This is a genomic window from Staphylococcus sp. Mo2-1, assembly GCF_046721385.1.
GTDB lineage: Bacteria > Bacillota > Bacilli > Staphylococcales > Staphylococcaceae > Staphylococcus > Staphylococcus equorum_A.
The window spans coordinates 628,878-651,916 of sequence record NZ_JBEUUK010000001.1 but is presented as its reverse complement, the minus strand read 5'-3'; the positions used below and the strand labels follow the sequence as shown (position 1 = coordinate 651,916).

24 protein-coding genes, 1 tRNA gene and 4 pseudogenes are annotated in these 23,039 nt (G+C 32.6%); 8 read left to right on the top strand and 21 right to left on the bottom strand.

The window, feature by feature from the left end; all coding sequences use genetic code 11:
• Positions 1-7: 7 nt before the first annotated feature.
• From ABLV95_RS03295 to ABLV95_RS03275, 5 genes are all read right to left on the bottom strand, one after another.
• A complete protein-coding gene (locus ABLV95_RS03295) occupies positions 8-571 on the bottom strand; it encodes a single-stranded DNA-binding protein (protein WP_427704894.1) in 564 nt (187 codons plus the stop codon).
• Between the two features lie 30 nt (positions 572-601).
• On the bottom strand, positions 602-1,381 hold the full coding sequence (locus tag ABLV95_RS03290) for an ATP-binding protein (RefSeq protein WP_427704896.1): 780 nt from the start codon (positions 1,379-1,381) through the stop codon (positions 602-604).
• A complete protein-coding gene (locus ABLV95_RS03285; RefSeq protein WP_427704899.1) occupies positions 1,382-1,867 on the bottom strand; it encodes a siphovirus Gp157 family protein in 486 nt (161 codons plus the stop codon). It abuts the gene before it with no gap.
• Positions 1,868-1,878: 11 nt separating this feature from the next.
• Positions 1,879-2,145, bottom strand: a complete 267-nt coding sequence (locus ABLV95_RS03280) for a DUF1108 family protein (RefSeq protein WP_427704901.1) — start codon at positions 2,143-2,145, stop codon at positions 1,879-1,881.
• Between the two features lie 260 nt (positions 2,146-2,405).
• Complete coding sequence (locus tag ABLV95_RS03275; RefSeq protein WP_460876372.1) at positions 2,406-2,615, bottom strand: hypothetical protein; 210 nt, start codon at positions 2,613-2,615, stop codon at positions 2,406-2,408.
• A 126-nt stretch (positions 2,616-2,741) separates the two neighbouring features.
• Here ABLV95_RS03275 and ABLV95_RS03270 point away from each other — a divergent pair, with 126 nt between their 5' ends.
• A complete protein-coding gene (locus tag ABLV95_RS03270) occupies positions 2,742-2,891 on the top strand; it encodes a hypothetical protein (protein ID WP_460876370.1) in 150 nt (49 codons plus the stop codon).
• Between the two features lie 15 nt (positions 2,892-2,906).
• Here the strand turns inward: ABLV95_RS03270 and ABLV95_RS03265 are convergent, their stop codons facing one another.
• From ABLV95_RS03265 to ABLV95_RS03255, 3 genes and pseudogenes are all read right to left on the bottom strand, one after another.
• Positions 2,907-3,074 carry a hypothetical protein gene (locus ABLV95_RS03265; protein ID WP_460876368.1) on the bottom strand — a complete coding sequence of 56 codons (168 nt, stop codon included), beginning with the start codon at positions 3,072-3,074 and terminating at the stop codon, positions 2,907-2,909.
• A gap of 11 nt (positions 3,075-3,085) precedes the next feature.
• Positions 3,086-3,841: a phage antirepressor KilAC domain-containing protein gene (locus ABLV95_RS03260; protein WP_460876366.1), complete on the bottom strand. Its 756-nt coding sequence runs from the start codon at positions 3,839-3,841 to the stop codon at positions 3,086-3,088.
• Between the two features lie 14 nt (positions 3,842-3,855).
• A pseudogene (locus ABLV95_RS03255) lies at positions 3,856-4,064 on the bottom strand (XRE family transcriptional regulator).
• A gap of 197 nt (positions 4,065-4,261) precedes the next feature.
• On the opposite strand from ABLV95_RS03255, the gene ABLV95_RS03250 reads away from it, so the two are divergent.
• The 6 genes from ABLV95_RS03250 to ABLV95_RS03225 all read left to right on the top strand — a co-directional run bounded on the left by ABLV95_RS03250 (position 4,262) and on the right by ABLV95_RS03225 (position 8,118).
• Positions 4,262-4,885, top strand: a complete 624-nt coding sequence (locus ABLV95_RS03250; RefSeq protein ID WP_427704913.1) for a helix-turn-helix domain-containing protein — start codon at positions 4,262-4,264, stop codon at positions 4,883-4,885.
• A gap of 56 nt (positions 4,886-4,941) precedes the next feature.
• Positions 4,942-5,487 carry an Ltp family lipoprotein gene (locus tag ABLV95_RS03245; protein WP_460876364.1) on the top strand — a complete coding sequence of 182 codons (546 nt, stop codon included), beginning with the start codon at positions 4,942-4,944 and terminating at the stop codon, positions 5,485-5,487.
• Between the two features lie 110 nt (positions 5,488-5,597).
• Positions 5,598-5,690, top strand: a complete 93-nt coding sequence (locus ABLV95_RS03240; RefSeq protein WP_460876362.1) for an Ltp family lipoprotein — start codon at positions 5,598-5,600, stop codon at positions 5,688-5,690.
• A gap of 489 nt (positions 5,691-6,179) precedes the next feature.
• On the top strand, positions 6,180-6,497 hold the full coding sequence (locus ABLV95_RS03235) for a hypothetical protein (RefSeq protein WP_460876360.1): 318 nt from the start codon (positions 6,180-6,182) through the stop codon (positions 6,495-6,497).
• A gap of 257 nt (positions 6,498-6,754) precedes the next feature.
• A complete protein-coding gene (locus tag ABLV95_RS03230; protein WP_427704921.1) occupies positions 6,755-7,066 on the top strand; it encodes a DUF771 domain-containing protein in 312 nt (103 codons plus the stop codon).
• 5 nt (positions 7,067-7,071) lie between these two features.
• Positions 7,072-8,118 (top strand): tyrosine-type recombinase/integrase, encoded by a 1,047-nt coding sequence (locus tag ABLV95_RS03225; RefSeq protein WP_427704923.1) that lies wholly within the window; start codon positions 7,072-7,074, stop codon positions 8,116-8,118.
• Positions 8,119-8,170: 52 nt separating this feature from the next.
• On the opposite strand, the gene ABLV95_RS03220 is transcribed toward ABLV95_RS03225, so the two are convergent.
• The 13 genes and pseudogenes from ABLV95_RS03220 to zapA form a co-directional block, all read right to left on the bottom strand.
• Positions 8,171-8,244: transfer RNA gene (locus ABLV95_RS03220), tRNA-Arg, on the bottom strand.
• Between the two features lie 232 nt (positions 8,245-8,476).
• Complete coding sequence (locus ABLV95_RS03215) at positions 8,477-8,986, bottom strand: YfcE family phosphodiesterase (RefSeq protein ID WP_069816314.1); 510 nt, start codon at positions 8,984-8,986, stop codon at positions 8,477-8,479.
• Positions 8,986-9,567: an XTP/dITP diphosphatase gene (locus tag ABLV95_RS03210; protein ID WP_427704926.1), complete on the bottom strand. Its 582-nt coding sequence runs from the start codon at positions 9,565-9,567 to the stop codon at positions 8,986-8,988. Before ABLV95_RS03210 ends, ABLV95_RS03215 begins: the two co-directional genes overlap by 1 nt.
• A gap of 17 nt (positions 9,568-9,584) precedes the next feature.
• Positions 9,585-10,379: a glutamate racemase gene (racE, locus tag ABLV95_RS03205; RefSeq protein WP_460872544.1), complete on the bottom strand. Its 795-nt coding sequence runs from the start codon at positions 10,377-10,379 to the stop codon at positions 9,585-9,587.
• A 276-nt stretch (positions 10,380-10,655) separates the two neighbouring features.
• Positions 10,656-11,477: a succinate dehydrogenase iron-sulfur subunit gene (gene sdhB / locus ABLV95_RS03200; protein WP_460872543.1), complete on the bottom strand. Its 822-nt coding sequence runs from the start codon at positions 11,475-11,477 to the stop codon at positions 10,656-10,658.
• A gap of 2 nt (positions 11,478-11,479) precedes the next feature.
• A pseudogene (gene sdhA, locus ABLV95_RS03195) lies at positions 11,480-13,245 on the bottom strand (succinate dehydrogenase flavoprotein subunit).
• Between the two features lie 46 nt (positions 13,246-13,291).
• Positions 13,292-13,903: a succinate dehydrogenase cytochrome b558 subunit gene (locus ABLV95_RS03190; protein ID WP_065337764.1), complete on the bottom strand. Its 612-nt coding sequence runs from the start codon at positions 13,901-13,903 to the stop codon at positions 13,292-13,294.
• A 338-nt stretch (positions 13,904-14,241) separates the two neighbouring features.
• A complete protein-coding gene (gene uvrC, locus ABLV95_RS03185; RefSeq protein ID WP_427704928.1) occupies positions 14,242-16,029 on the bottom strand; it encodes an excinuclease ABC subunit UvrC in 1,788 nt (595 codons plus the stop codon).
• Positions 16,030-16,276: 247 nt separating this feature from the next.
• Entirely contained in the window at positions 16,277-16,591 is a 315-nt protein-coding gene (gene trxA / locus ABLV95_RS03180; RefSeq protein ID WP_002507961.1) for a thioredoxin, read from the bottom strand.
• A gap of 81 nt (positions 16,592-16,672) precedes the next feature.
• A complete protein-coding gene (locus ABLV95_RS03175; protein WP_460876356.1) occupies positions 16,673-19,021 on the bottom strand; it encodes an endonuclease MutS2 in 2,349 nt (782 codons plus the stop codon).
• Between the two features lie 9 nt (positions 19,022-19,030).
• A pseudogene (gene polX / locus ABLV95_RS03170) lies at positions 19,031-20,744 on the bottom strand (DNA polymerase/3'-5' exonuclease PolX).
• Positions 20,745-20,828: 84 nt separating this feature from the next.
• On the bottom strand, positions 20,829-21,386 hold the full coding sequence (locus tag ABLV95_RS03165; RefSeq protein ID WP_460876354.1) for a CvpA family protein: 558 nt from the start codon (positions 21,384-21,386) through the stop codon (positions 20,829-20,831).
• Complete coding sequence (gene zapA / locus ABLV95_RS03160) at positions 21,386-21,652, bottom strand: cell division protein ZapA (RefSeq protein WP_002507965.1); 267 nt, start codon at positions 21,650-21,652, stop codon at positions 21,386-21,388. The genes ABLV95_RS03165 and zapA overlap by 1 nt, the downstream gene beginning before the upstream one ends.
• Positions 21,653-21,967: 315 nt before the next feature.
• On the opposite strand from zapA, the pseudogene rnhC reads away from it, so the two are divergent.
• A pseudogene (rnhC, locus tag ABLV95_RS03155) lies at positions 21,968-22,910 on the top strand (ribonuclease HIII).
• Positions 22,911-23,039 lie beyond the last annotated feature (129 nt).

Below are 23,039 nucleotides of genomic sequence, written 5' to 3'. Positions count from 1 at the left end.
TCACACCCTAGAATGGAAGGTCATCATCATTTATATCAATAGGACCATTAGCATTTGCGAAAGGATTACTTTGATCACTTAATGAATCTTTTTGTTGTCCTTGTCCGTTCGCTTGTTGTTCTTCACGTTTCATTTCGTCAGTTTTAGGTACTGGTTTATTAACTACTTCATCGCCTTTATTCCAAACTTTTACGAATGAAAGTCTTACAAAATATTTACCTTGATCTTCATTTAATTTACGTTTTAAAACTATAGTTCCTGCCTTATTAATTAATTCATCTGTGTTAAAAGATAAGTCTGGTAAGTTTAATTTGATACCTAGTCTACTTAGGAACTCTACATATTGTTTTTCTTGGAAATCTTGTTGGAATGGTGGTACAAACTGATTGTGTTTATATTGCTTACCTTCAGCATTTTCAAATACAACTGTAAAATATCTGTTTTGACTATCATTAAATTCAACGTCTTTAACTTTAACTGTGAACTCTCCGGCTCCTAAGAAGTCGCCGCCTTTTAAAAATGCCTCTTGGTTAGTTTCTTTAATGTGTTTAGCTTGTCCTGTAATATTCATAATTTATATACCGTCCTTTTAATTTTTAGTTTAGTTTCCGTTTCTAATTGCTTGTACAACATCGTTAATACTTGGGTTAATAAATCGTTTGTCACTTATTGTCACGTTTTGTGAATGTCTAATTTTTGTTTCATATAAGCTTGATGGTTCTGCATTCAGTACATAATCAAATTGCTTTTGACCATCTTGTTCAGTTTCTTCTATAGTCATCCTTGCTAGTACATCTGATTGGCTTACTACTGCTTTTTTAATCTGTTCTTGCGCTTCAATTGTGATAGTAGGATTAATTGTTCCACCCTCATCATCTTTGTCCTTATTGATGCCTTCATGACCACTAATAGCTAAATGGAATTGGTATTGTTCTTGTAGCTTAGAAATGTATCTATACATACTTACTATTCGAGTAGCTGTTTCACCCCAATCATTGAATGTGGCTTTACGTGTCTTACCAGCCATTACATCGTCCATTGTTATATCTCTAAGTTTTTGTATTGTTTCAATAACTACTACATCAATTTGCTTACCATTATTTCTAAGCTGTTCTAATATCTGGGGAATCATTCTTATTACATAAGAGAAATGTTTATAATTCTTAACCGCCACTACTGCACCATCCTCTGAAACTGTCGTACCATCTTCGTTAATATCAAGTACAAGTGCGTTGTTATCTTTAGTTAAAAAAGTAGTTTTCCCAGTTCCAAACTTTCCGTATATCGCAAACTTATAAAACTTATTCGCATTCTGTTGGCTAATATCCTTAACACCTAGTTGAGTTAAAAGATCTACTTGTTCATTGTTTTGTTCAGTCATTTATCTCAACCTTAAACTTTGAGTTTGTTTAATTTCCACACCATCAACATCGTTGTTTTCTTTAATGTGTTTCAATAATGATTTTTTATCTAACTTAGGCGCTTGTGAAAGCCAAAAGTCACTTGGTATGTGTTTTTCTTCAATTACATTTAAAGAAGGTGGATTGTTTTGAATGTTGTAACTGTTCAATGCTGTTTTAAATTTAGTCTTACCTGTTGATTCCATAGACTCTTTCAATGATTTTTTCAAGCGATCAATACCATTCTTGTTAGTTGTCTTACGTTGTTGTAGCCTTTTGATTTCGTCATCTATGGCTTTGTTGTCACTCTCTAGTGATTTAACAACTGATACATAACCATCTGCCTTATCTTCTAAAGCGTCGTTTATGCTATCTAGTGTGTCGTTTAATAGTTGTTCATCACCTTGTTCTGCTATTAAGTCGTAAACTTGTTTATAATTGTCAGTTAGATTAAATAATGTACTCATTTATATTCCTCCTACCATGTCATCACAGCGCTCATTACTCTATCTGCTTCATCTGTGTTCTCATCTATCCATTTGAATACGGATTGTTCTAAGATTTCTCTTGCAGTGTTTAAGCCTAGTTCTTCATCAGATACTAAAATTTCATCTATAAATAAGTTGTCTAATGTTTCAACAGATATATTCGCTTCAAATTGAGTCTTCTTTCTAACACGTAAGACGAATTGGAATCCTTGAACATTGATTACCTTCTTGTTTTCATCATTGATTCTGTAATACATTTGACTACCTCCGTTATTTAGGTGTATATTTAAGTTGTATATTTTGTTAATCGTTCCTGACTGTTACTTGCTGGTACAAGTTTCAGTCTTTTTTTCTGTCTTTAGATAGTTAATCCAACTGTCCCAAGCCATGTAGCTAAAGCAAACGGCTATCCAATAGATTAGAAACAAGTGGATAAAGTCTTTCGTGAATATCAAAGCTATGAAGAATACGACTATAGCAGTTGACAATGCTAGTAAACCTCTCATTTAATCCCTCCTTATAAATTAGTTTCTTTAATGAATATTTTCTGTTCTATAAAATCGATTGTTGGTCTTACTTTGATGTAACGTTTGTTTCCTTTTCCAAATCGGTACATACATGCTTCTTGGAACTCTTTGTTTGGATATACTTTATCTTCAAGGTCGTCCCTAGAAATACCACTGATATTTATAAACTCTTTTGCATCTGCAAATCCGATATATTCCATTTAAATCGACTCCTTTCTGGTATAATTTATTTATCTGTGTGCAAAGGTGGTGAGAAATATGAAAGCAAAAGATAAAGTTTCTGCATTTGGTGAATTTTTTTAGAAGCTTACGAAAGTGATAGTGATTTGTTTTTAATTGTTAATGGTTCATTTGTTACAGGTGCACCTTACCTGACAACCGAATCTGATAATTCGCTTCAACGTGAATTACATTCATTAACAGATGATTTAGTTAATGATGAAGAACCGTTTCAAGGTTTACATTTAAAAATGTAACTGTAACCTCTGGTTCTACAACATTCCCATTAGATCACTTGTTTGTTTATTTCGATTCGATTGATGCTTTTTCTTTGATGGAAAAAGAAAGTTAATATTCACTTCACGTTCAAGCAATTGTTCTATTATTGTTACGGCAGTATATAGTATGATTGCTGTTTTTATTGTGTTTAATGTGTTCATTCCGTTTCCTCCTATTGTTCGATTGTTGGTAATACGTCATTTTCTTTTAGCAAGTTGTAAATGAACAAACGCCCTTTTTGCGTCCACTTAGTATTCATTCTCACTGATGTACTTCCATCTTTATGTTCAATTTCTGTAGTAGATGAATGTGTATAACCTTTATCATGTAAATTTGAGTAAAGCGACCACTGTCCAGATTGTTTGTACTGTACTTTTAAATCGTGAAGTAGTTTGTTCAATCCTTGTGCAGACATGCCATAATCCTTAGCTATCTGTCCTACTGTTACTAAACTCTTATTTTGTAAAATTGAATCAAGGTATGATGCTTTAGGTTCAAATTCTGCAATTTTTTGTTTACTCATATTGTTTTCAAGTTGTAACTTTTCGTTTTCTTCAACTTTCACCAGTAATTCAGTTAAAGCTTCTTTATAAGATCCTGGCAATTTGTTTTGAATTTGTTCTTCCATTTCGTTAAAACGACTAACGTAAGCCAACTTGAAATCGTTATGACCTTGAATGTTAAACATATATATTGTGAAACCATCTTTAGTTAAAAGGTATTCTTTATAACTTCTTCTTTGTCCCTCAACTTTGTAGTCGCTTGGTATAATTAGAGAACGAACATTTCCGTTTTCTAAAATCATTGTTTCCAAACTGTCTATTACATCACCGTGTCTTCTTCCTAATTCTTCTGCTACTGTTCTACTTGAAACTACTGGACCTAATTCTGAATTACTTTCGATATTGATTGTTTGTAATTCTTGCATTTGTTTTCCTCCTATTAAGTTGATTGTTTTTCTTTTGAAAACAGGTATTCTATTTCGTACTCTGGAAAAAATTGGTTCTTAATAAGTAACGCCTCTCCAAACTTAAAATCTGAAATTCCGTTAATCTTATCTGAAACTGTTTGATATCTTACTTCTAATAAATCAGCGATATCTACCAGAGATACTTTTTTTGTTTTCTGACATCTTCTAAGTTCGACAACATAGTACCTCCTCCTTAATACGAATTTTCGTACTAAAGTTTAAAAATTTTAGCAACCTTGTCGATTGCTTAATTACAATATATACGAATTTTCGTACTAGGTCAATACTAATTTTCATATTTTTATTCAAAAATTGACTTGATATACGATTTTTCGCATGTTATTATATAGGTACAAATTAGAAATGAGGTAAACGAATATGACTAAAGAAAAAGATTTGAAACGTCTAATGGAAATAAAATCAGGTAGTGTGAAGGCTTTTTCAGAAGAAGTCGGTTTAGCTTATACAACAGTTAGATCTATTTTAGAAAGAGGAGTATTTAACGCTAAAGTAGAAAACGTCATCAAAATTTGTAAAGGATTAGATATTAAACCAGAAGATTTAATGGGAATTGAAAAACCTAAAGCAGAGTCTTCAATAGAAACTTTACCAGTTAAGAAAATTCCAGTTGTATCTCAAATTTCTGCTGGACTTCCAATATATAGTGAAGAAAATCTAATTGATTACATATACTTTGCAAAAGATAAAATCAGTTTAGATAAAGAAGAATTTGGATTGAAAGTTTCTGGAGATAGTATGAATAAGATTTTCGATGAAGGAGACGTTGTAGTAATCGAAAAAGATTCAATTGTAGAAAATGGTCAGCTAGGAGTAGTAATGATTAACGGATATAACGCGACGGTTAAAAGAATAAGATATAACAAAGATCAAATTATCTTAATACCTGAATCTAACAACCCCAATCATTACCCACAAGTATATAGCGCAAAAGATGAAGTTAAAATAGTTGGTAGAGTTGTAGCGAGTCAAAAATTATTCTAATACTAGCGACCTTCGTGGCGCTTTTATATAAAAGTTATTATTAAGGAGAGTGTATGATGGACAAAGATTTGAAAAATTTAAATAGTTTGAATAATTCGAGTTATAAAATTAAATGGTATGAACGTAATTGGGTAATAATTTTAGCGCTCATATTCATCTATCCAGTAGGTATTGCTTTAATGTGGAACTTTAAAAAATGGTCATTTTGGTTAAGAGTGCCTATTACCGCTTTATTTGTAATAATTTATTTTGTTAGTTTTGGAGGTGCCGATGAAACCAATGATGAAACTAACGATGAAGATTTAAAGACAGAACTAGAAGCAACTAAATCTGAAAACAGAGATTTAAAGAGTGATATAAAAGATTTAGAAGATAAAGAAAATGATACAACTAATATAGATGAAGAAACTAGTGAAGAACATAGTCAGCAAGAAGAAGTAACAACGACTGAAGAATCAAAAAATGAAAATGATACAGAAAAAGATACAGGCAAAGCTAGTCGTGAAGAAAAAGCAGCTTTGAATTCTGCTGAAACATATTCAGATATGATGCATATGTCAAAAGCAGGTATCTATGACCAATTAACTTCTTCTGCTTGGTGATAAATATCCTAGTGATGCGGCGCAATATGCAGTTGATAATTTAGAAACAGATTATGAAGAAAACGCATTGAAATCTGCTGAAAACTATATTGATATGATGGATATGTCAGATGATGAATTATATAATCAACTTACTTCAGATGCTTGGAGACAAATTCACAGAGGAAGAAGCACAATATGCAATTGATAATATAGAAGATTAACTTCACGGGCAGTCACCACTGCGCTATATATTTTTGTCTAAAATTTGATATTGTTTTTTATAAACTGAAGTTATTATTTAGAATTTCAATATAAATGATTAGGAGAAAGTAAAGTGAAGAATAAAGATAACAGTGCAAAAGCTCTTCTTATCATATTACTACTTGGTATTATAACTGCTTTTTTTGTATAAAGAATATTTAATATTAATAGATCGACTATTAAAAATCATCCTATAAAATCTTTAATTTAAAAATTACGCTAGACGTGCAAACTACCTTATTACGCATAATTATAGAAACATATCATTATAAAATAAGTAATTCACATAAATTATCAAAACATGTCGAGTTAGTTGAAAAGTAAGTATTTAAAGTTATAAAGTATTATAAAAAGCAGTATGTAATCAAATTCTAACTATTGGAATTTTTCAACATCATAATGTAGTTTGATACAGCTTAAATTATAATAATTATTAAGGAGAATGTATGATGAGAAGAAATGAAAAGGAATATTTGAAAGAGCATTTTTCAGAAGCAGATGAATTCATTGAAATATCTATGCAAAATGGAAAAGAAACTGTATTAATTATTGAAGATAAGGCATTTAAAATCTTTAATTTATTCATAAAAAAAGATAAAATAAAACAAAAATATGTTGAAACACACGAAATAATCGATGAATTTATATTAATCCCTAATGAGAAAGTTGTAAAAGATGATTTTGTCTTATCTAGCAAATATAATTCAAACGGAAAAATAATTCGTATTACTAGCAAAGAAAGCCAAAAAAATTCGAAGAAATTTTAGAAAAAAATGGAAATATTATTGAAAATACAAACAGAAGTTTCTTTAATAAAATTATTGGGTTTAGAACTAAAAATATTGGAAGATAGTTATTACTAGTATCACATATTTAATATTAATAAAAAACAAGAAACTGCTACTAAATAAGAAAAAATAGTTAAAGAAGACGATTTAGACAAGTCAAAATTCGGTTTAGATATGGCTAACTTAGGGCATTTAACTATGCCCTATATATTTTTATCTTTTTTAGGAGGAAAGTAATGAAAAAGTCCATAAATATAAACTTTGAATTGCCAGATGATTATTTAATAATAACTAAAGATGAATATGATTATCTATTAGGGAAAAATAAAATTACAAATAAAACTTGGTGGAATATGGAAGACTTGATGTACGAAACCAATGAGAGTAGAAAGTGGCTTATGAACAACTTAATCAAAAACGAGGTTATTTGGCCAGAAATAGAACCATTCACTTATCTACCAAAGCACAACAATGAGGAATACAGGTTTATAAGTCGTGAGATGCAAACTTACTTAATAGAAAATTTCAAAAGATTAAAGGAGGATTAAGTAAAATGGCAACTTTTACAGTGACAAAACGAAAAAATAAAACGTCTACTTCGTGGCAATACGATGTGAAAGATTCAAGTTTTAAGTCGGGTAAAAAACGTAAGTCTGGCTTTAAGACCAAGGCAGAAGCTACTTATGCGGCGCAACAATTGATTAGAGATATTGAAGACGGGAATAATATAGAGGATAACAAAAGGTTTGAAGAATATTATAGAGATTGGTTGTTAGCGAATGGGAAAAATAAACTTGGTGAGAAACAACAATATTGGTATGATCATGCACTTGATTTATTTCTAACTCATTTTGGTGAAGATATTCTAATTAAAAACATTACTAGAAATGAATATCAAAAGTTTATTTCTAATTATGCAAATGGCAGAACATCAGAAACAGTTAGAAAAGTACATTTGTATATATCTAGTTGTATTAAAGATGCTATATATGATGGCTATTTGAAGAAAGACCCAACTTATAAAGTGAATTACAAAGGTACTAAATTACCTAAAAAAGAAAGTGTTAAGTTTCTTACAATATTAGAGTATGAGCAGTTAAGAAAATATTTCAAAAGGAAAGATGATAAAAGCACACTTGTGTTATATATTCTTTTGATAACTGGTGCGAGGTTTTCAGAAGTAAATAGAATGACTTATAAGGACTTATATTATAAACCTGGTTTAATTCATTTGCCTGGAACTAAAACAGAAAACGCAGATAGAGAAATAGAAATATCTGACATTGATTTAAGCTACATTAAAAAAGCAATTTCAAAACAACCACAAAAGATTAATGGTGATTTATTTGGATTATCTCAAACTGCTATATCTAAAGTGTTTAAAAAAGCAAAAAACGAATTTAATATCAAAGATGAAATCACACCTTATTCATTAAGACATACGCATGCTAGTTACCTTATTAGTAAAGGAATATCGATTGAATATATTAGTAAAAGATTAGGACACGCAAGCATAGCCATTACACTTGATGTTTATACACATTTACTTGATGAACATAAAAAAGAGCAAGGTCAACGTGTCAGAGAATTATTCTCTTGACACATATTTGACACTCACTCTCTTGAAACGTTGTCACAACAACGGGTTATAGTGTCCTGGGAGGGATTCGAACCCCCGACCGATGGCTTAGAAGGCCATTGCTCTATCCAACTGAGCTACCAGGACATAATCTTTTTGAACACAAGAATAATTATATCTAACTTAGCCTAATAAAGCAATACTCCAAGCATTAAAAATAAATATGATTTTTCACTATAATAAACCTTTTATCTCATTTTCATACTTTTTTTGAAATTTAAATTAAAACAACCGCTGAAACTGCCATATTAATTATTTATTCTTTTTAATAATATATAGGAGCGCATATCCATAATGACTCGAATATGCGCTAATCATATTATATACTAAATGTTTCACTATCAATTATATCGTGATTTCGATTACGGAAATTTAATTTTGCGCTTTGTTCTTCTTCATTGATCAATAGCTCTGCATAAGTTTCTTCAACTCGGCTTCGTGATTGTGAAATACTACCAGGATTGATAACATGAACGCCGCCAATATTTTCATATTTTGCTACATGTGTATGACCATAAAAAGCAAATTTACAACCTAGCGCCGTAGCCTTTTCAGCTAATTTCATTCTTGTACGATTAACGCTATATAGATGACCATGCGTGGAGAAAGCATGAATGCCATTTTTTTCTATTTTTTCTTCATTTGGAAATTCTGGAGAAAAATCTGTGTTTCCTTTCACTCTATGAAAATGACTTAGTTCACTATCATCATAAGCAAATTCAGAATCGCCTAAATGCAATGCAACATCTGCATCTTCATGATGATTGATGACATCAAAAAGCACGCCTTGTTCAGTGTGATTGTCACTGACTATAATCCATTTTGTCATTAAGCATCACCTTCTAAATAGTGTCGTAACTTCTCTATTGCTCTACCTCTATGACTTATTTCACTTTTTTCCTCAACAGTGAGTTGAGCCATTGTTTTATTCTTGTCATCTATATAAAATATCGGATCGTAACCAAATCCATTTTCTCCAATTTTATTTAATGTGATTTCTCCTTGTACTGTGCCTTTAAATTGAACTGTTTCTTCATTCGGCGTACTCATGCTAATTACACATACGAACTGTGCACTACGATCTGTTTCCCCGCCTAATTTGGAAAGCACTTTCTCTATATTAGCATCATCATCTTTAGCTGTGCCGGCATATCGAGCCGAATATACACCTGGCTCTCCATTTAAACTAAATACTTCAAGTCCACTGTCGTCTGCAATCACACGTTTGTTTAATGCTTTTGCCGCTGCTTCTGATTTTAATTTTGCATTGGCTTCAAAAGTATCGCCAGTTTCTTCTACATCAAAATCTTCAATAATTTCAGAAATACCTATGACATTAAAATCTGGGAAAATAACTTTAAAATCATTTATCTTACCTTTATTATTTGATGCAATTACAATATCTTCCACTATGATGTTCCCTCTTTCTATACTTCTATTTTTTCTACTTTCGTTTCCATATTTAACCATTCTTCAATTATACGCTCGATATGCTCTGTTTCACCAGTAGCAAAAAATCTATGCTCTGGGTGGGCTGTATAAGCGACATGTTCATTACTAAACGTTAATAGTGCACTTACTTCACGTGCTGTCTCTAAACCAGAAGAAATTACCACTTTTTCGCCACCAAAATAATCGTTTATTGGCTGATAGAGTAACGGATAATGCGTACAACCTAATATAACAGTATCTGCATTACTATTTCTCCAATGTTTCAATGTTTGATGCACGATAATACTTGTTATTGTAGGATCTTTATAACGCATTTCTTCAACTAAAGGAACAAAGCCAGGACATGCGATACCAGAAACCTCTACATTAGGATTAATATTTTTAATATGATATCTATAAGCCTCAGATTTAATTGTACCTTCTGTACCTAAGATTAAAACATCATTATTTTTCGTTGTCATAATTGCCGTTCTCGCACCAGGCTCAATGACACCAATGACTGGAATAGCTAATAATTTTTGTAAATGTTTTAAAGCAACTGCAGTAGCAGTATTACAAGCAATAACAAGCATTTTTATATCAAATTCCATCAGCTTTTCAGCTAATTCTGTTGTGAATTTCCTAACTTCTGCGCCTTCTCTTGGGCCATAAGGGCAACGTTTAATATCACCCAAATAATAAATTGTTTCGTGTGGTAGTTGGCGCATGATTTCTTTTGCTACTGTTAATCCACCGACACCCGAGTCTATTACACCAATTGGTTTCTCCATATTCAATTACATCCTTATTCATTTGCTTGTCCTTTATTGTAGCATAGCCTTGATTTCAAAATCATTTATCAAGACTGAAATACAATATTATTTTTTGTTATACAGATATAATTATAAGATTAGTAATGATCTGACCACTCGTAGAATAATATGAACGAGAGATAAAAGACTCTAGCCATATTCCATGTTTTTTCAAAATCCGAAGATTCTTAAAATAAAAAAGACTTAACATCTGTTTTAAATAGATGCTAAGTCTCTTGTTTATATTATATGTTATTAATTGACTTGGTGATCTGAACCAAAGAATGATTTAAACATATGGAATGATGTTTCTCTATTTAATGCTGCAATCGATGTTGTTAAAGGAATACCTTTAGGACATGCATTTACACAGTTTTGAGAGTTACCACATGCTTGTAAGCCACCGCCACCCATTAAGGCTTCAAGACGTTCATCTTTTGTCATTGAGCCTGTTGGATGTAAATTAAATAATCTAACTTGTGAAATTGCTTGTGCGCCAACGAAATCATTACTACTTGTAACGTTAGGACAAACTTCTAAACATACACCACATGTCATACATTTTGATAATTCATAAGCTGTTTGACGTTTTTTCTCAGGCATACGAGGTCCAGGACCTAAATCGTAAGTGCCATCAATTGGAACCCAAGCTTTCATACGTTTCAAGTTATCGAACATTCTAGTACGGTCAACTTGTAAGTCACGAACAACTGGGAAAGTACTCATTGGTTCTAATTTAATAGGTTGTTCTAATTGATCAACAATTGCAGAACATGATTGTCTTGCTTGTCCGTTAATCACCATTGAACAAGCACCACATACTTCTTCCAAACAGTTCATATCCCAGATAACCGGTGTTGTTTTTTCACCTTTACTGTTAATTGGGTTACGTCTGATTTCCATTAAACATGCTATAACGTTTAAGTTTTCTCTATAAGGAATTTCAAACTCTTCCTCATAAGGTTTTGATTCTTCTGTATCTTGACGTTTGATAATTAATTTGATTGATTTTTGGCTTGGTTGTTGGTTTTGTTCTTCTTGCGTTGCTGTTTCATTTACTTCTTTTGTATCTGCCATAATTATTTACCTCCTTTAGACGTCGTAGAGTAGTCTCGTTTACGAGGTGGAATTAAGCTTATATCAACATCTTCGTAAGTGAATTTAGGCGCTTCTGTTTTTCCTTGATATGTTGCTAAAGTAGTTTTTAACCATTCTTCATCATTTCTATCAGGGAATTCTGGTTTGTAATGTGCACCACGAGATTCATTTCGGTTGTATGCACCGATTGTAATTACACGGGCAAGTACAAGCATGTTCCATAATTGACGAGTGAAGAATACTGCTTGGTTACTCCAAGTTTGAGTATCTTCGATATCAATATTGTTATAACGCTCCATTAATTCTAAAATCTTTTTATCAGTTTCTAATAAAGTTTTATTTTCACGAACAACGGTTACGTTGGCTGTCATAACTTCTCCGAGCTCTCTATGCAATTTGTACGCATTTTCTGAACCTTGCATATTGAGTAATTTATCAAATTTCTCTTGTTCTTCTTTCACGCGTTTTTCAAAGATACTATCATCTAAATCAGTGTAAGAAGATTCGATATTAGAAATATATTCGATAGCATTTGGACCTGCAACTGTGCCACCATAAATTGCTGACAATAATGAGTTGGCACCTAAACGGTTACCACCATGTTGTGAATAATCACATTCACCGGCTGCGAACAAGCCTTTGATGTTTGTCATTTGGTCGTAATCTACATAAAGTCCTCCCATTGAGTAATGTACCGCTGGGAAGATTTTCATTGGAACTTTACGAGGATCATCACCTGTGAATTTCTCGTAAATCTCAATGATACCACCTAATTTTACATCTAATTCATGTGGATCTTTATGTGATAAATCAAGGTATACCATGTTTTCACCGTTGATACCTAATTTTTGGTTAACACAGACATCAAAGATTTCACGTGTAGCAATATCACGCGGAACAAGGTTACCATAATCCGGATATTTCTCTTCTAAGAAGTACCAAGGTTTACCATCTTTATAAGTCCAAATACGTCCACCTTCACCACGTGCTGACTCACTCATTAATCTGAGTTTATCATCACCTGGAATTGCTGTTGGATGGATTTGAATAAATTCACCGTTTGCATACATTGCACCTTGTTGATAAACAATTGATGCTCGCTGAACCAGTATTAATCATTGAATTTGTAGTTTTACCAAAGATAATACCTGGTCCACCTGTAGCCATGATAACTGCATCAGAACCAAATGATTCAATATCAGAAGTCGTTACGTTTTGAGCAACAATACCTCTAGCCATGTTGTCATCATCTTTAACTATGCCTAAGAATTCCCAGCCTTCGTACTTAGTAACCAAACCATCTACTTCAAAACTACGAACCTGCTCATCTAAAGCGTATAGTAGCTGTTGACCAGTCGTTGCACCGAGCATATGCTGTTCTGTGATGCATTGTTCCACCAAAACGTCTGAAATCTAATAAACCTTCATTCGTTCTGTTGAACATTACACCCATACGATCTAATAAATGAATAATTTGAGGTGTTGCATCTGTCATCGCTTTAACTGGCGGTTGATTTGCTAAGAAATCTCCACCATATACTGTATCGTCTAAGTGGACTGTTGGTGAATCGCCTTCACCTTTTGTATTTACTGCTCCGTTGATTCCACCTTGTGCGCACACAGAGTGTGAACGTTTAACAGGAACAAGTGAGAACAAGTCGACATGTGCGCCTTGTTCTGCTGCTTTAATTGTTGACATTAGACCGGCAAGTCCTCCACCGACAACAATTACTTTTTTCTCTGCCATAAATAGTCACTCCCCTAAATATAAATCTGAAACTTATTTTTTTATCTTATAAAAACGCAAGAATAGCACTTATACCAATGTATGAAACTACGATAAATACCACTAAAGAAACCCATGTGAAAATTTGTTGCGATTTTTGTGATTGTAATACACCCCATGTTACTAAGAATGACCATAAACCATTCGCAAAGTGGAATGTAACAGCTAATAAACAGACAATATAGAAAACTAACCAAAATGGGTTAGTAACGATGTCATGTACCATGTCAAAGTTGACCTCATGGCCTAACGCACGTTGAATACGTGTTTGCCATACATGAATAGCAACAAACACAAAAGTGATAACACCTGTTATACGTTGTAGTAGGAACATCCAGTTTCTAAAAGCTGAATAATGTCCTACGTTCTCTTTTGCCGTAAAGGCAATATGTACACCATAAACTGCGTGATACAGAATTGGAATGTAGATCAATACAAATTCCAATACAATTAAGAAAGGTAAGGATTCAATGAATCCAGCCGCTTGGTTAAATGCATCTGCACCTTTCGTCGCTTGGTGGTTTACGAGTAAATGGAATATTAAAAATCCACCTATAGGTATGACACCAAGTAAAGAATGTAAACGTCTTAAATAGAATTGATTTTTCGAGTATGCCAAAAGGAAGTTCCCCCTGTGAAACAGTTGATTTTTTTGAAATTCTTTCTTAGAAATATATAAAGCGATTACATAATTTCTTTCGAAAACAAACGTACAACACTAAATTATAATATTATATGTTTGTTGCAATATAATATTATGCCGTATAATTCTAAACATTTAAGTGAATCCTTAATTGAATATTACTCATTGTTTAAAAGGTTTGATTTCAAATGATAATTTTTCTCAATTAGAAAACGCTTCCACATAATTTTAAAAAAAGAATTCCTCTTATTTGCTATTGTAACACTAATTAAAAACAATTTGGGCATGAGAATGATTCTCATGCCATAAACATTTTATTTTTTATTGTGTAAGGCTTGATGTAAATTTTGGGCTACATTTTGTGGTAAGCCTGATGCTTTCAAATCATCAATACTTGCTTCTTTCATTTTCTTTATTGAACCAAACGTTCGCAACAATTTCGTTTTACGCTTGGCACCAATACCATCTACTGTATCTAATACTGATTGCAAACCTGTTTTTTGGCGTGTTTGTCTATGGAATGTAATAGCAAATCTATGCACTTCATCTTGTATCCTTTGTAACAGATAAAATGCTTGGCTATTTTTTTTGAGCGGAACGATTTCAGCACTTTCTCCATATAATATTTCTGACGTTTGGTGCTTATCATTTTTACGAAGACCTGAAACAGGGATATCTAATCCTAATTCATTCTCGAGTACATCTATTACACCACTCATATGGCCTTTACCACCATCTACAATAATTAAATCTGGCAATGGTGTGCCTTCATTTAGGACACGCGTATAACGTCTACGTACCACTTCACGCATCGATTTATAATCATCTGGCCCATCTACTGTTTGAATTTTATATTTCCGATAGCCTTTTTTATTTGGTTTACCATCAATAAACGAGACCATAGCAGAAACTGGATTCACACCCTGTATATTAGAATTATCGAACGCTTCAATTCTAATTGGTGTTTGAATACCCATACGGTCACCAAGCTCTTCAATTGCTTTAACTGTTCGGGACTCGTCTTTTGCGATTAACTCGAATTTATTTTCAAGCGTCACTTCAGCATTATGATTTGCTAAATCTACCAATTCTTTCTTTTTACCTTTTATAGGTTGCACAATTTTTGTATCTACCACCGAACCAACCATAGCTTTATCTAGATGTTGGGGAATGTGCACTTCTTTAGGTAACAAATGTTGATTCAAATCATAAAATTGCCCGATAAAAGTATAGAATTCTTCTTCTTCTGTTTGTTGTATTGGTATCATCGTCGCATCACGTTTAATCATATTACCTTGGCGTACGAAAAACACTTGTATACACATCCAACCTTTAGATACGCTATAGCCAAATACATCTCTAATTGTATAATCTGATGTTGTGATTTTTTGTTTTTTAGTTAAATTATGAATATGTTGTATTAAATCTCTATATTCTTTTGCTCTTTCAAAATCCAATGTTTCACTAGCATCTTTCATATTTTGTTCTAAATTACGCAAAATCGTTTTATCTTCACCATTTAAGAAATCTGAAACCTCTTTAGTCATTTCTGCATACTTTTCTAATTCAACTGGATAGACACATGGCCCTAAACATTGACCAATGTGATAATATAAACACAATTTGTCAGGCATTTTATCACATTTTCTAAAAGGATAAATACGATCAAGTAATTTTTTAGTCTCTTGTGCAGAATACGCATTAGGATATGGTCCAAAATACTTACCAGTGCCTTTTTTAACTGTTCTTGTAACAATTAACCGTGGATATTTTTCTTTAGTAATTTTAATAAATGGATAACTTTTATCATCTTTTAATAAAATATTATATCTTGGTTGGTATTGTTTGATAAGGTTAAGTTCCAATAACAGTGATTCTGTCTCACTAGACGTGACAATAAATTCGAAATTTCGGATCTCTCCAACTAAACGTGTTGTCTTTGCATCGTGAGCACCAGTAAAATAAGACCTTAATCTATTTCTTAATTTCTTCGCCTTACCGACATAAATAATTTGGTCATTACGATCTTTCATCAAATAACAACCTGGTTCAGTTGGCACAACTGTAAGCTTCTGTTTGATTTGTTCTTGATACGTCTCCACGTTAATGTCTCCTCCTTTCACTTCATATTCCCTTTAAATCTATATAATATAACGACATGAAAGTAAATATACATCATGTTTCAGTTAATAATTTTTAATCATATATACATCTCATTATTTGAGTTTTAAATATTACCTACAAACTATTATAAATAGTACCGAGCGCATTAAACAATCTATTGAAACGCTAATAAATTGAAAACTGGGACATTAAATAAATTAATGTCCCAGCTTTGCTAATGATTTACTATAAATGTTTCTCGATTACTTCTGCTAAGTTTTCTTTAGGTTGGAAACCTACTACTTTATCTACTGGTTCGCCATCTTTAAATACGATTAAAGTTGGGATACTCATAACTTCAAATTTAGCAGCTGTTGATGGATTTTCATCTACATCAAGTTTTAAAATATTAGCTTTGCCATCATAGTCACCAGCTAATTCTTCTAATACTGGAGCAATCATCTTACAAGGGCCACACCATGTTGCCCAAAAATCTACTAAATTTACACCTGATTTGATGTTTTCATCAAAGTTTGAATCTGTTGCTTTTACGATTGCCATAACTGCCAATCCTCCTTAAATTTCAAATGATGAAGAAATTATAACAGACTTTATAACATTCTGCATATCTCTTGCTCACGTTTATTTTAATTCTGCCACGGTAACGCCAAATCCACCTTCACTTGGCATTCCGTTTCTATATGATGACACACTTTTATGTCGTTTTAAATGTTTTTGCACACCTTTTTGCAAAGCGCCTGTTCCTTTACCATGAATAATATAAACTTGTTCATAATTACTCAACACAGCTTGGTCTAAATATTGATCCACAGCCACCATTGCTTCATCATATCGATAACCACGTAAATCGAGTTCCATTTTAATACTTTGTCGATTTTCTCGCTTAATCATCTTGGCAGGAGCTTCTTTGGTTTTCTTCGTTTTTTCTAAATCTTCTAAGGGTAATTTCATTTTTATGATACCCATCTGTACTACAGCTTCTTTATCACCAATAAGTTCTAACACTTCACCTTTTTGGCCATATGTCAGGACTTTTACTTCGTCTCCAGCCTTAATCTCGTCCCATTTTTGCTTTTGGACATTTTGTTTCAGTGACTTAGCTTCGTACTGATCTTCAAGCTGTTTCTTCTTATCGATTAATTCATGCTCTTTAACATCGGCGCCTTTTTTATCTCTAAGTTCACGTAGCTCTTTAAGAATGTCATCTGCTTCTTTCGTAGCTGATTTCACACGTTGATTTGCTTTCTCTTTGGCTTCGCTTAAAAGTTGTTTTTCATAATTCTGATATTGTGCGTACTGTTTAGCAAGTGCGTCACGCGATTCTTGTGCTTCTCTTACTAATTGATCTAATTCGATACGCTGTTCGTCAACTCGTTTAGAATTATTTTCTAATGATGCAATCATTTCATTAATTTCTTGTTCATCTTGTCCAATCATAGATTTGGCTTTTTGAATCACTTGCATATTAAGTCCTAATTTTTTAGAAATATCAAACGCGTTTGACCGTCCAGGAACGCCCATTAATAATTTATAAGTCGGACTTAATGTATTTACATCAAATTCCACACTGGCATTCATTACGCCTTCCCTATTAAAGCTGTATGCTTTTAATTCAGGATAGTGTGTCGTAGCCATTACAAGTGAACCAATTTCATGTACATGATCTAATATACTCATTGCTAAGGCGGCACCTTCACTTGGATCTGTTCCGGCGCCCAATTCATCAAATAAGATTAAACTATTTTTAGTCGCATTTTGAAGTATTTCAACAATAGTTTTCATATGTGAAGAAAACGTTGATAATGACTGTTCAATGGATTGTTCGTCCCCGATGTCACAATACACATTTTCAAAAATACTTAATTTACTGCCATCAAGTGTAGGAATTAGCATACCTGATTGAGCCATAGCTATAATTAACCCCAGTGTCTTGAGGGTCACCGTTTTACCACCCGTATTTGGCCCTGTTATAATCACAGTTTCTATATCTTGAGCAAATTCAATCGTATTCGCAACAACAGAAGTTCTATCTAGCAACGGATGAAATGCTTTCGGTAAATAAACAGTTCTATCCGTAGTAAATTCTGGTTTCGTGCCTTTAATTGAACGTGCATAACGTGCTTTAGCTGTTAAAAAATCAATTTGACCCATAATAGATTCTGAAATCAAACAAGCGTCTGCTTCTTCAGCAACTTGTATAGTTAGTTCAGTCAATATACGTTCACGCTCTACAGCTTCATCATTACGGAAACTACTAATTTGATTACTCATTTCTACTATTGAAGAAGGTTCAATATACAATGTTTGACCAGATGCAGATTGGTCGTGCACAATCCCGTTGAAATCTTGACGATACTCTGCTTTCACTGGTATAACATTACGATCGTTACGCACTGTCACAATTGCATCAGATAGTTTTTTTTGATTGCCTTGATGCTTTACAATTTTATCTAAATTTTGTTTTATGCGTTGCGTTGTTTTAGAAATCTTACTTCTAATACCTTGTAATTCGTAACTAGCATCATCAAATAAATCATAGGCATCACATTTTTGATGTATATTTTGATACAAGTCTGATAAAACAGGTAGTTGTTCCATTCTATCGTTTAGAATTGGGTAATTAATTTCTTCTTCTTCGTTCAACAAACTATTATAAAATGTTTTATATTGATTTTGTATTTGTATTAAGCGTTTAATTACATTTAATTCGCTAACATTGAGTACGCCACCAATTGTCGCTCTATGAATAAATGAAGATATTTTTGCTAAACCACTTAAACTTGGCATGCGATGCTTATTATAGATTTGAGCTATTTCATCTGTTTCATTCATTTGAAATTCGACGGTATTAAAATCAGTTGTTGGTGTCATCGCTATAACTTTTTCTTTACCTAAATCACTTATTGTTTCATTCTCTACAAGTGCTTTTATTTTGTCGAATTCCAGGACATTTAATGATTTCTGCCTCATATAATCCCTCTATTTCTTCAATTTAATATTATTTTCTATAAGCGATTTAAACGCCTCTCGTGACATCGTATTGATTACTCTGTCTTTTTTTACGAACCCTTTTTGTGCAGTCGCCACACCGTACTTCATGAATTCAAGATGATCTACATGATGGGCATCCGTATTAATAGTTAATTTAACATTCGGATGTTTTTTAACTGTTTCGGCATTTAAATCTAACCGTTTAGGGTTTGCATTAATTTCTAAAATCGTGTTTGTCTCTTCAGCAATTTTACATAATCTATCAATATCTGGTTCATAACCTGGACGTTTACCAATAATACGACCTGTTGGATGTGCAATATGTCTGACATATGGATTGCGACATGCGTTTTCTAAGCGTTTCATAATGTCTTCCTGTGATTGATTAAAACTTTGGTGTATTGTCGCAATGACATAATCTAATTGCGCCAACACTTCGTCATCATAGTCTAAACGACCATCAGGAAGTATGTCCATTTCAATACCTGAGTAAATATCAATTTCTTCATATTTATTATTCAAAGCTTTGATTTCTTCATTTTGGCGTAATAGGCGCTCAACTGACAAACCATTAGCAACTTTTAAGCTTTGAGAGTGATCTGTAATCACCATAAATTGATGACCTTTAGCAATGTTTGCTTCTATCATTTCTTCAATACTGAATGCACCATCGCTATACGTCGTATGCATATGAATATCTCCATTAATGTCATCTAATTTAATAATATCTGACAGGTCTTTATCGAACTCACTTCCATCTTCACGCATTGCTCGGGTCAATCCAATTCACACCGAAATGTTCATAAATTTCTTTTTCACTTTGATATTGAAGCAATTCGCCATTTGCTTGTTCGATACCATATTCACTCACTTTTTCATCATTTTCTTTAGCTAACTGACGAATACGAATATTGTGATCTTTAGAACCAGTGAAATGCTGTAGTGTGTGATAGAAAGCTGAAGGTTCGATTAACCTGAAATCTACACCTATTGTTTCATCATCATAAGTTACTTCTAATGATACTTTTGTTTGACCAACAGCTACTTCTTTAACTTTATTAGGAATATCAAGTAATGCTTGTTGTACCTTTGTCGGTTCATTTGTACTTATAATATAGTCTAAATCTTTACTCATTTCTTTAAATCTTCTGTAACTACCCGCTACTTCGTATTGTTCAATATCTGCAATTGAGGCTAAATGTTCGTTAATTTCAATGTTTAAGCCTCTCATTTGGTCAATCGGGTATTTATCTTTTTTCGCACCAAGCGCTTTAACTGCCTCTAAGATATTTTGCTCGGTTTTTTTAGCAAAGCCGCTTAATTCACTCACTTCACCTGCTTCACAAGCTTTTTGTAATGCTTCTTTGCCATCTATATTTAATTCTTTATAAAGTTTAGCTATTTTCTTACTGCCTAATCCTTGTATTTTCAATAAAGGAATTAACCCTTCTGGCACTTCCTCTTGTAATGACGCTAAAGTCGAAGAATTCCCCTCTTGACGATATTCTTTAATTACATCTCCTACACCTTTACCAATGCCTTTTAATTCTGTAACATCCTCAATTTGATCAAGCGGACGTTCATCTATTTCAAGGCTTTGTGCGGCTTTTCTATACGCTGAAACTTTAAATGTGTTTTCACCTTTTAATTCCATATAAGTAGCTATTTTTTCTAATAATTGAATAATATCTTTTTTTGTCATTACTTTCACTCCATAAAAAAAGGTCAAGACAGATTACTGTTATGCGTTCATCAGTAAATTGGTTATGCCCTGACCTCCTGTATTTTAAAAATCTATATATTTTACGAAAATTATGCTAACTATATGTTTAATACGAATGTCGATACATAAGTAATATGTAATAACATATATTCGGCAATCATCGAGCTTGAGAGTTGCTGTTGGATAAATTCTAATGGATAAAGTGCTCGCACTATACAATAATGTTGTGCAAATAATAATTGAAGATATTATTCCCATTAACATACCAATAAATCGACTTATTAAATTGAGCCCTTGGTATTGAATCACTTTATCAAAGACTACAATAACCCCATAGCAAAGCATTTTGGTAATTGTCGCTACGATTAAAAATGCAATAATGTGGTCGAATCGCTGTTGTAGATTATCAAATTGAAAAGCATAATTCAAATCGTAAGCCTGTGTTTTAGGAAAAGGTATAAATAATTCCAATCGTTGAGATATTTGCAAATAAAATCGTTGTGCTACCCATAATGAAAACAGCGTAGCACCTAGATGCAATGCACTTAACCATACACCTCTTCTAAATCCAATCATTCCTATGTATATAAAAACAATTACTATTAGTATATCAAAAATCATTATTCATCACTGTTTTTCAGTTGTTTTATTTCTTGTTGTAGACGATGATTTTCCTCTTCTAATTGTACTTTTTCATGCATGATATTTACCGCTGTTAATATTGCTTTTCTTGTCGTGTCTAGACCCGCACTTTTACTGCCCAATTCCTTAATCCTTTCATCAACGAGATGTGCTACATAACGGATATGCTCAGGATTGTCCTCTCCGACAATTGTATAGCGCTGATCATTAATAGTGACGTTAATCCGATTTTTAAACTCTCCCATATAATAACTCCTGACTTTTGTTTATATTTCCGAATTCCTTCTCTAATTGATTCTTTTAAGTGTTTAATTTAGTAATTCATACTATTTATTACGAACCATTATACACGACAAAATATTATTTTGTAAGAGGTGTGATTTGTAATATTTGAAATATTTGTTATTTATAACATTTTTGACAATGTAAACGAAAATGCCTCTACATAAACTTTTAATAGATGGTACTTTCACAGGTAGCTCGGTTATTTATACTTGTGATATGATGTTCAGTGTCGAAATATAAATATTAGCAATCCATATAAAGTGAGGCCAAAAAACATGACAAATGTTGTACTTAAATTAACAAATCAAGAAATCCAGCAATTAATGTCTAAAATTCAATTTGATACATCGAATGTTTCTCAGGGAATGAAAGGCAAAACTAAATATAAAAGCACTTCAATTTCAATTTATAATTCAAATAAAGTCATGTTTCAAGGTAAAGATGCAGATAATATAGCATCCCAACTCTTACCTAATACAGCTAAACCCGCAACATCTACAACGAATTCAGCCAAAAAAACTTCTAGCACTAAGCAAACTATTCGATATAACAATTATCAATGTATTGGTAGTGATGAAGCGGGCAGTGGTGACTATTTCGGACCACTTACTGTGTGTGCTTGCGTATGTTTCTAAGAAAAATGTTCAAATTTTAAAAACCCTTGGCGTCGATGATTCTAAAAAATTGACTGATGCAAAAATCGTAGAATTGGCTGAACAGCTTGTGACTTTTATCCCTCATTCTTTGTTAACTATGCACAATGAAAAATATAACGAAAAACAAAAATCTGGCTGGTCACAAGTTAAAATGAAAGCAGTATTACATAACGAAGCAATCAAAAATGTAACGCAAAAGATAGATACTGATGAAATAGACTATATTGTCATTGATCAATTTGCTGAAGCCGGTGTATATAAACGCTATGCGCTAACCGATTTACCCTTCAGCACTAAAACAAAATTCGAAACAAAAGGTGAATCTAAATCTATAGCAATTGCGGCAGCCAGTATTATTTCACGTTATGCCTTTGTTAAAAATATGGATAGCCTCTCCCGTGTCGCTAAAACAGAGATTCCTAAAGGCGCTAGTAATAAGGTCGATCTTGCAGCAGCTAAAATCATTGAACGCAAAGGCATTGATTACCTAGACTCTATCACTAAAAAGCATTTTGCCAACCGTGCCAAAGCAGAAAAATTAGTACAAAAGAAACATCGTTAGAAAATAAAAATCTTGATAGTCCATTTGCGATGATCTACCAAAATTTCATAACGAGACAAACCAATTGCCATAAAAGCATTTGGTTTATTTTTTTATAAGTATTTATCATTGAGACAATCTTTGTTTAAT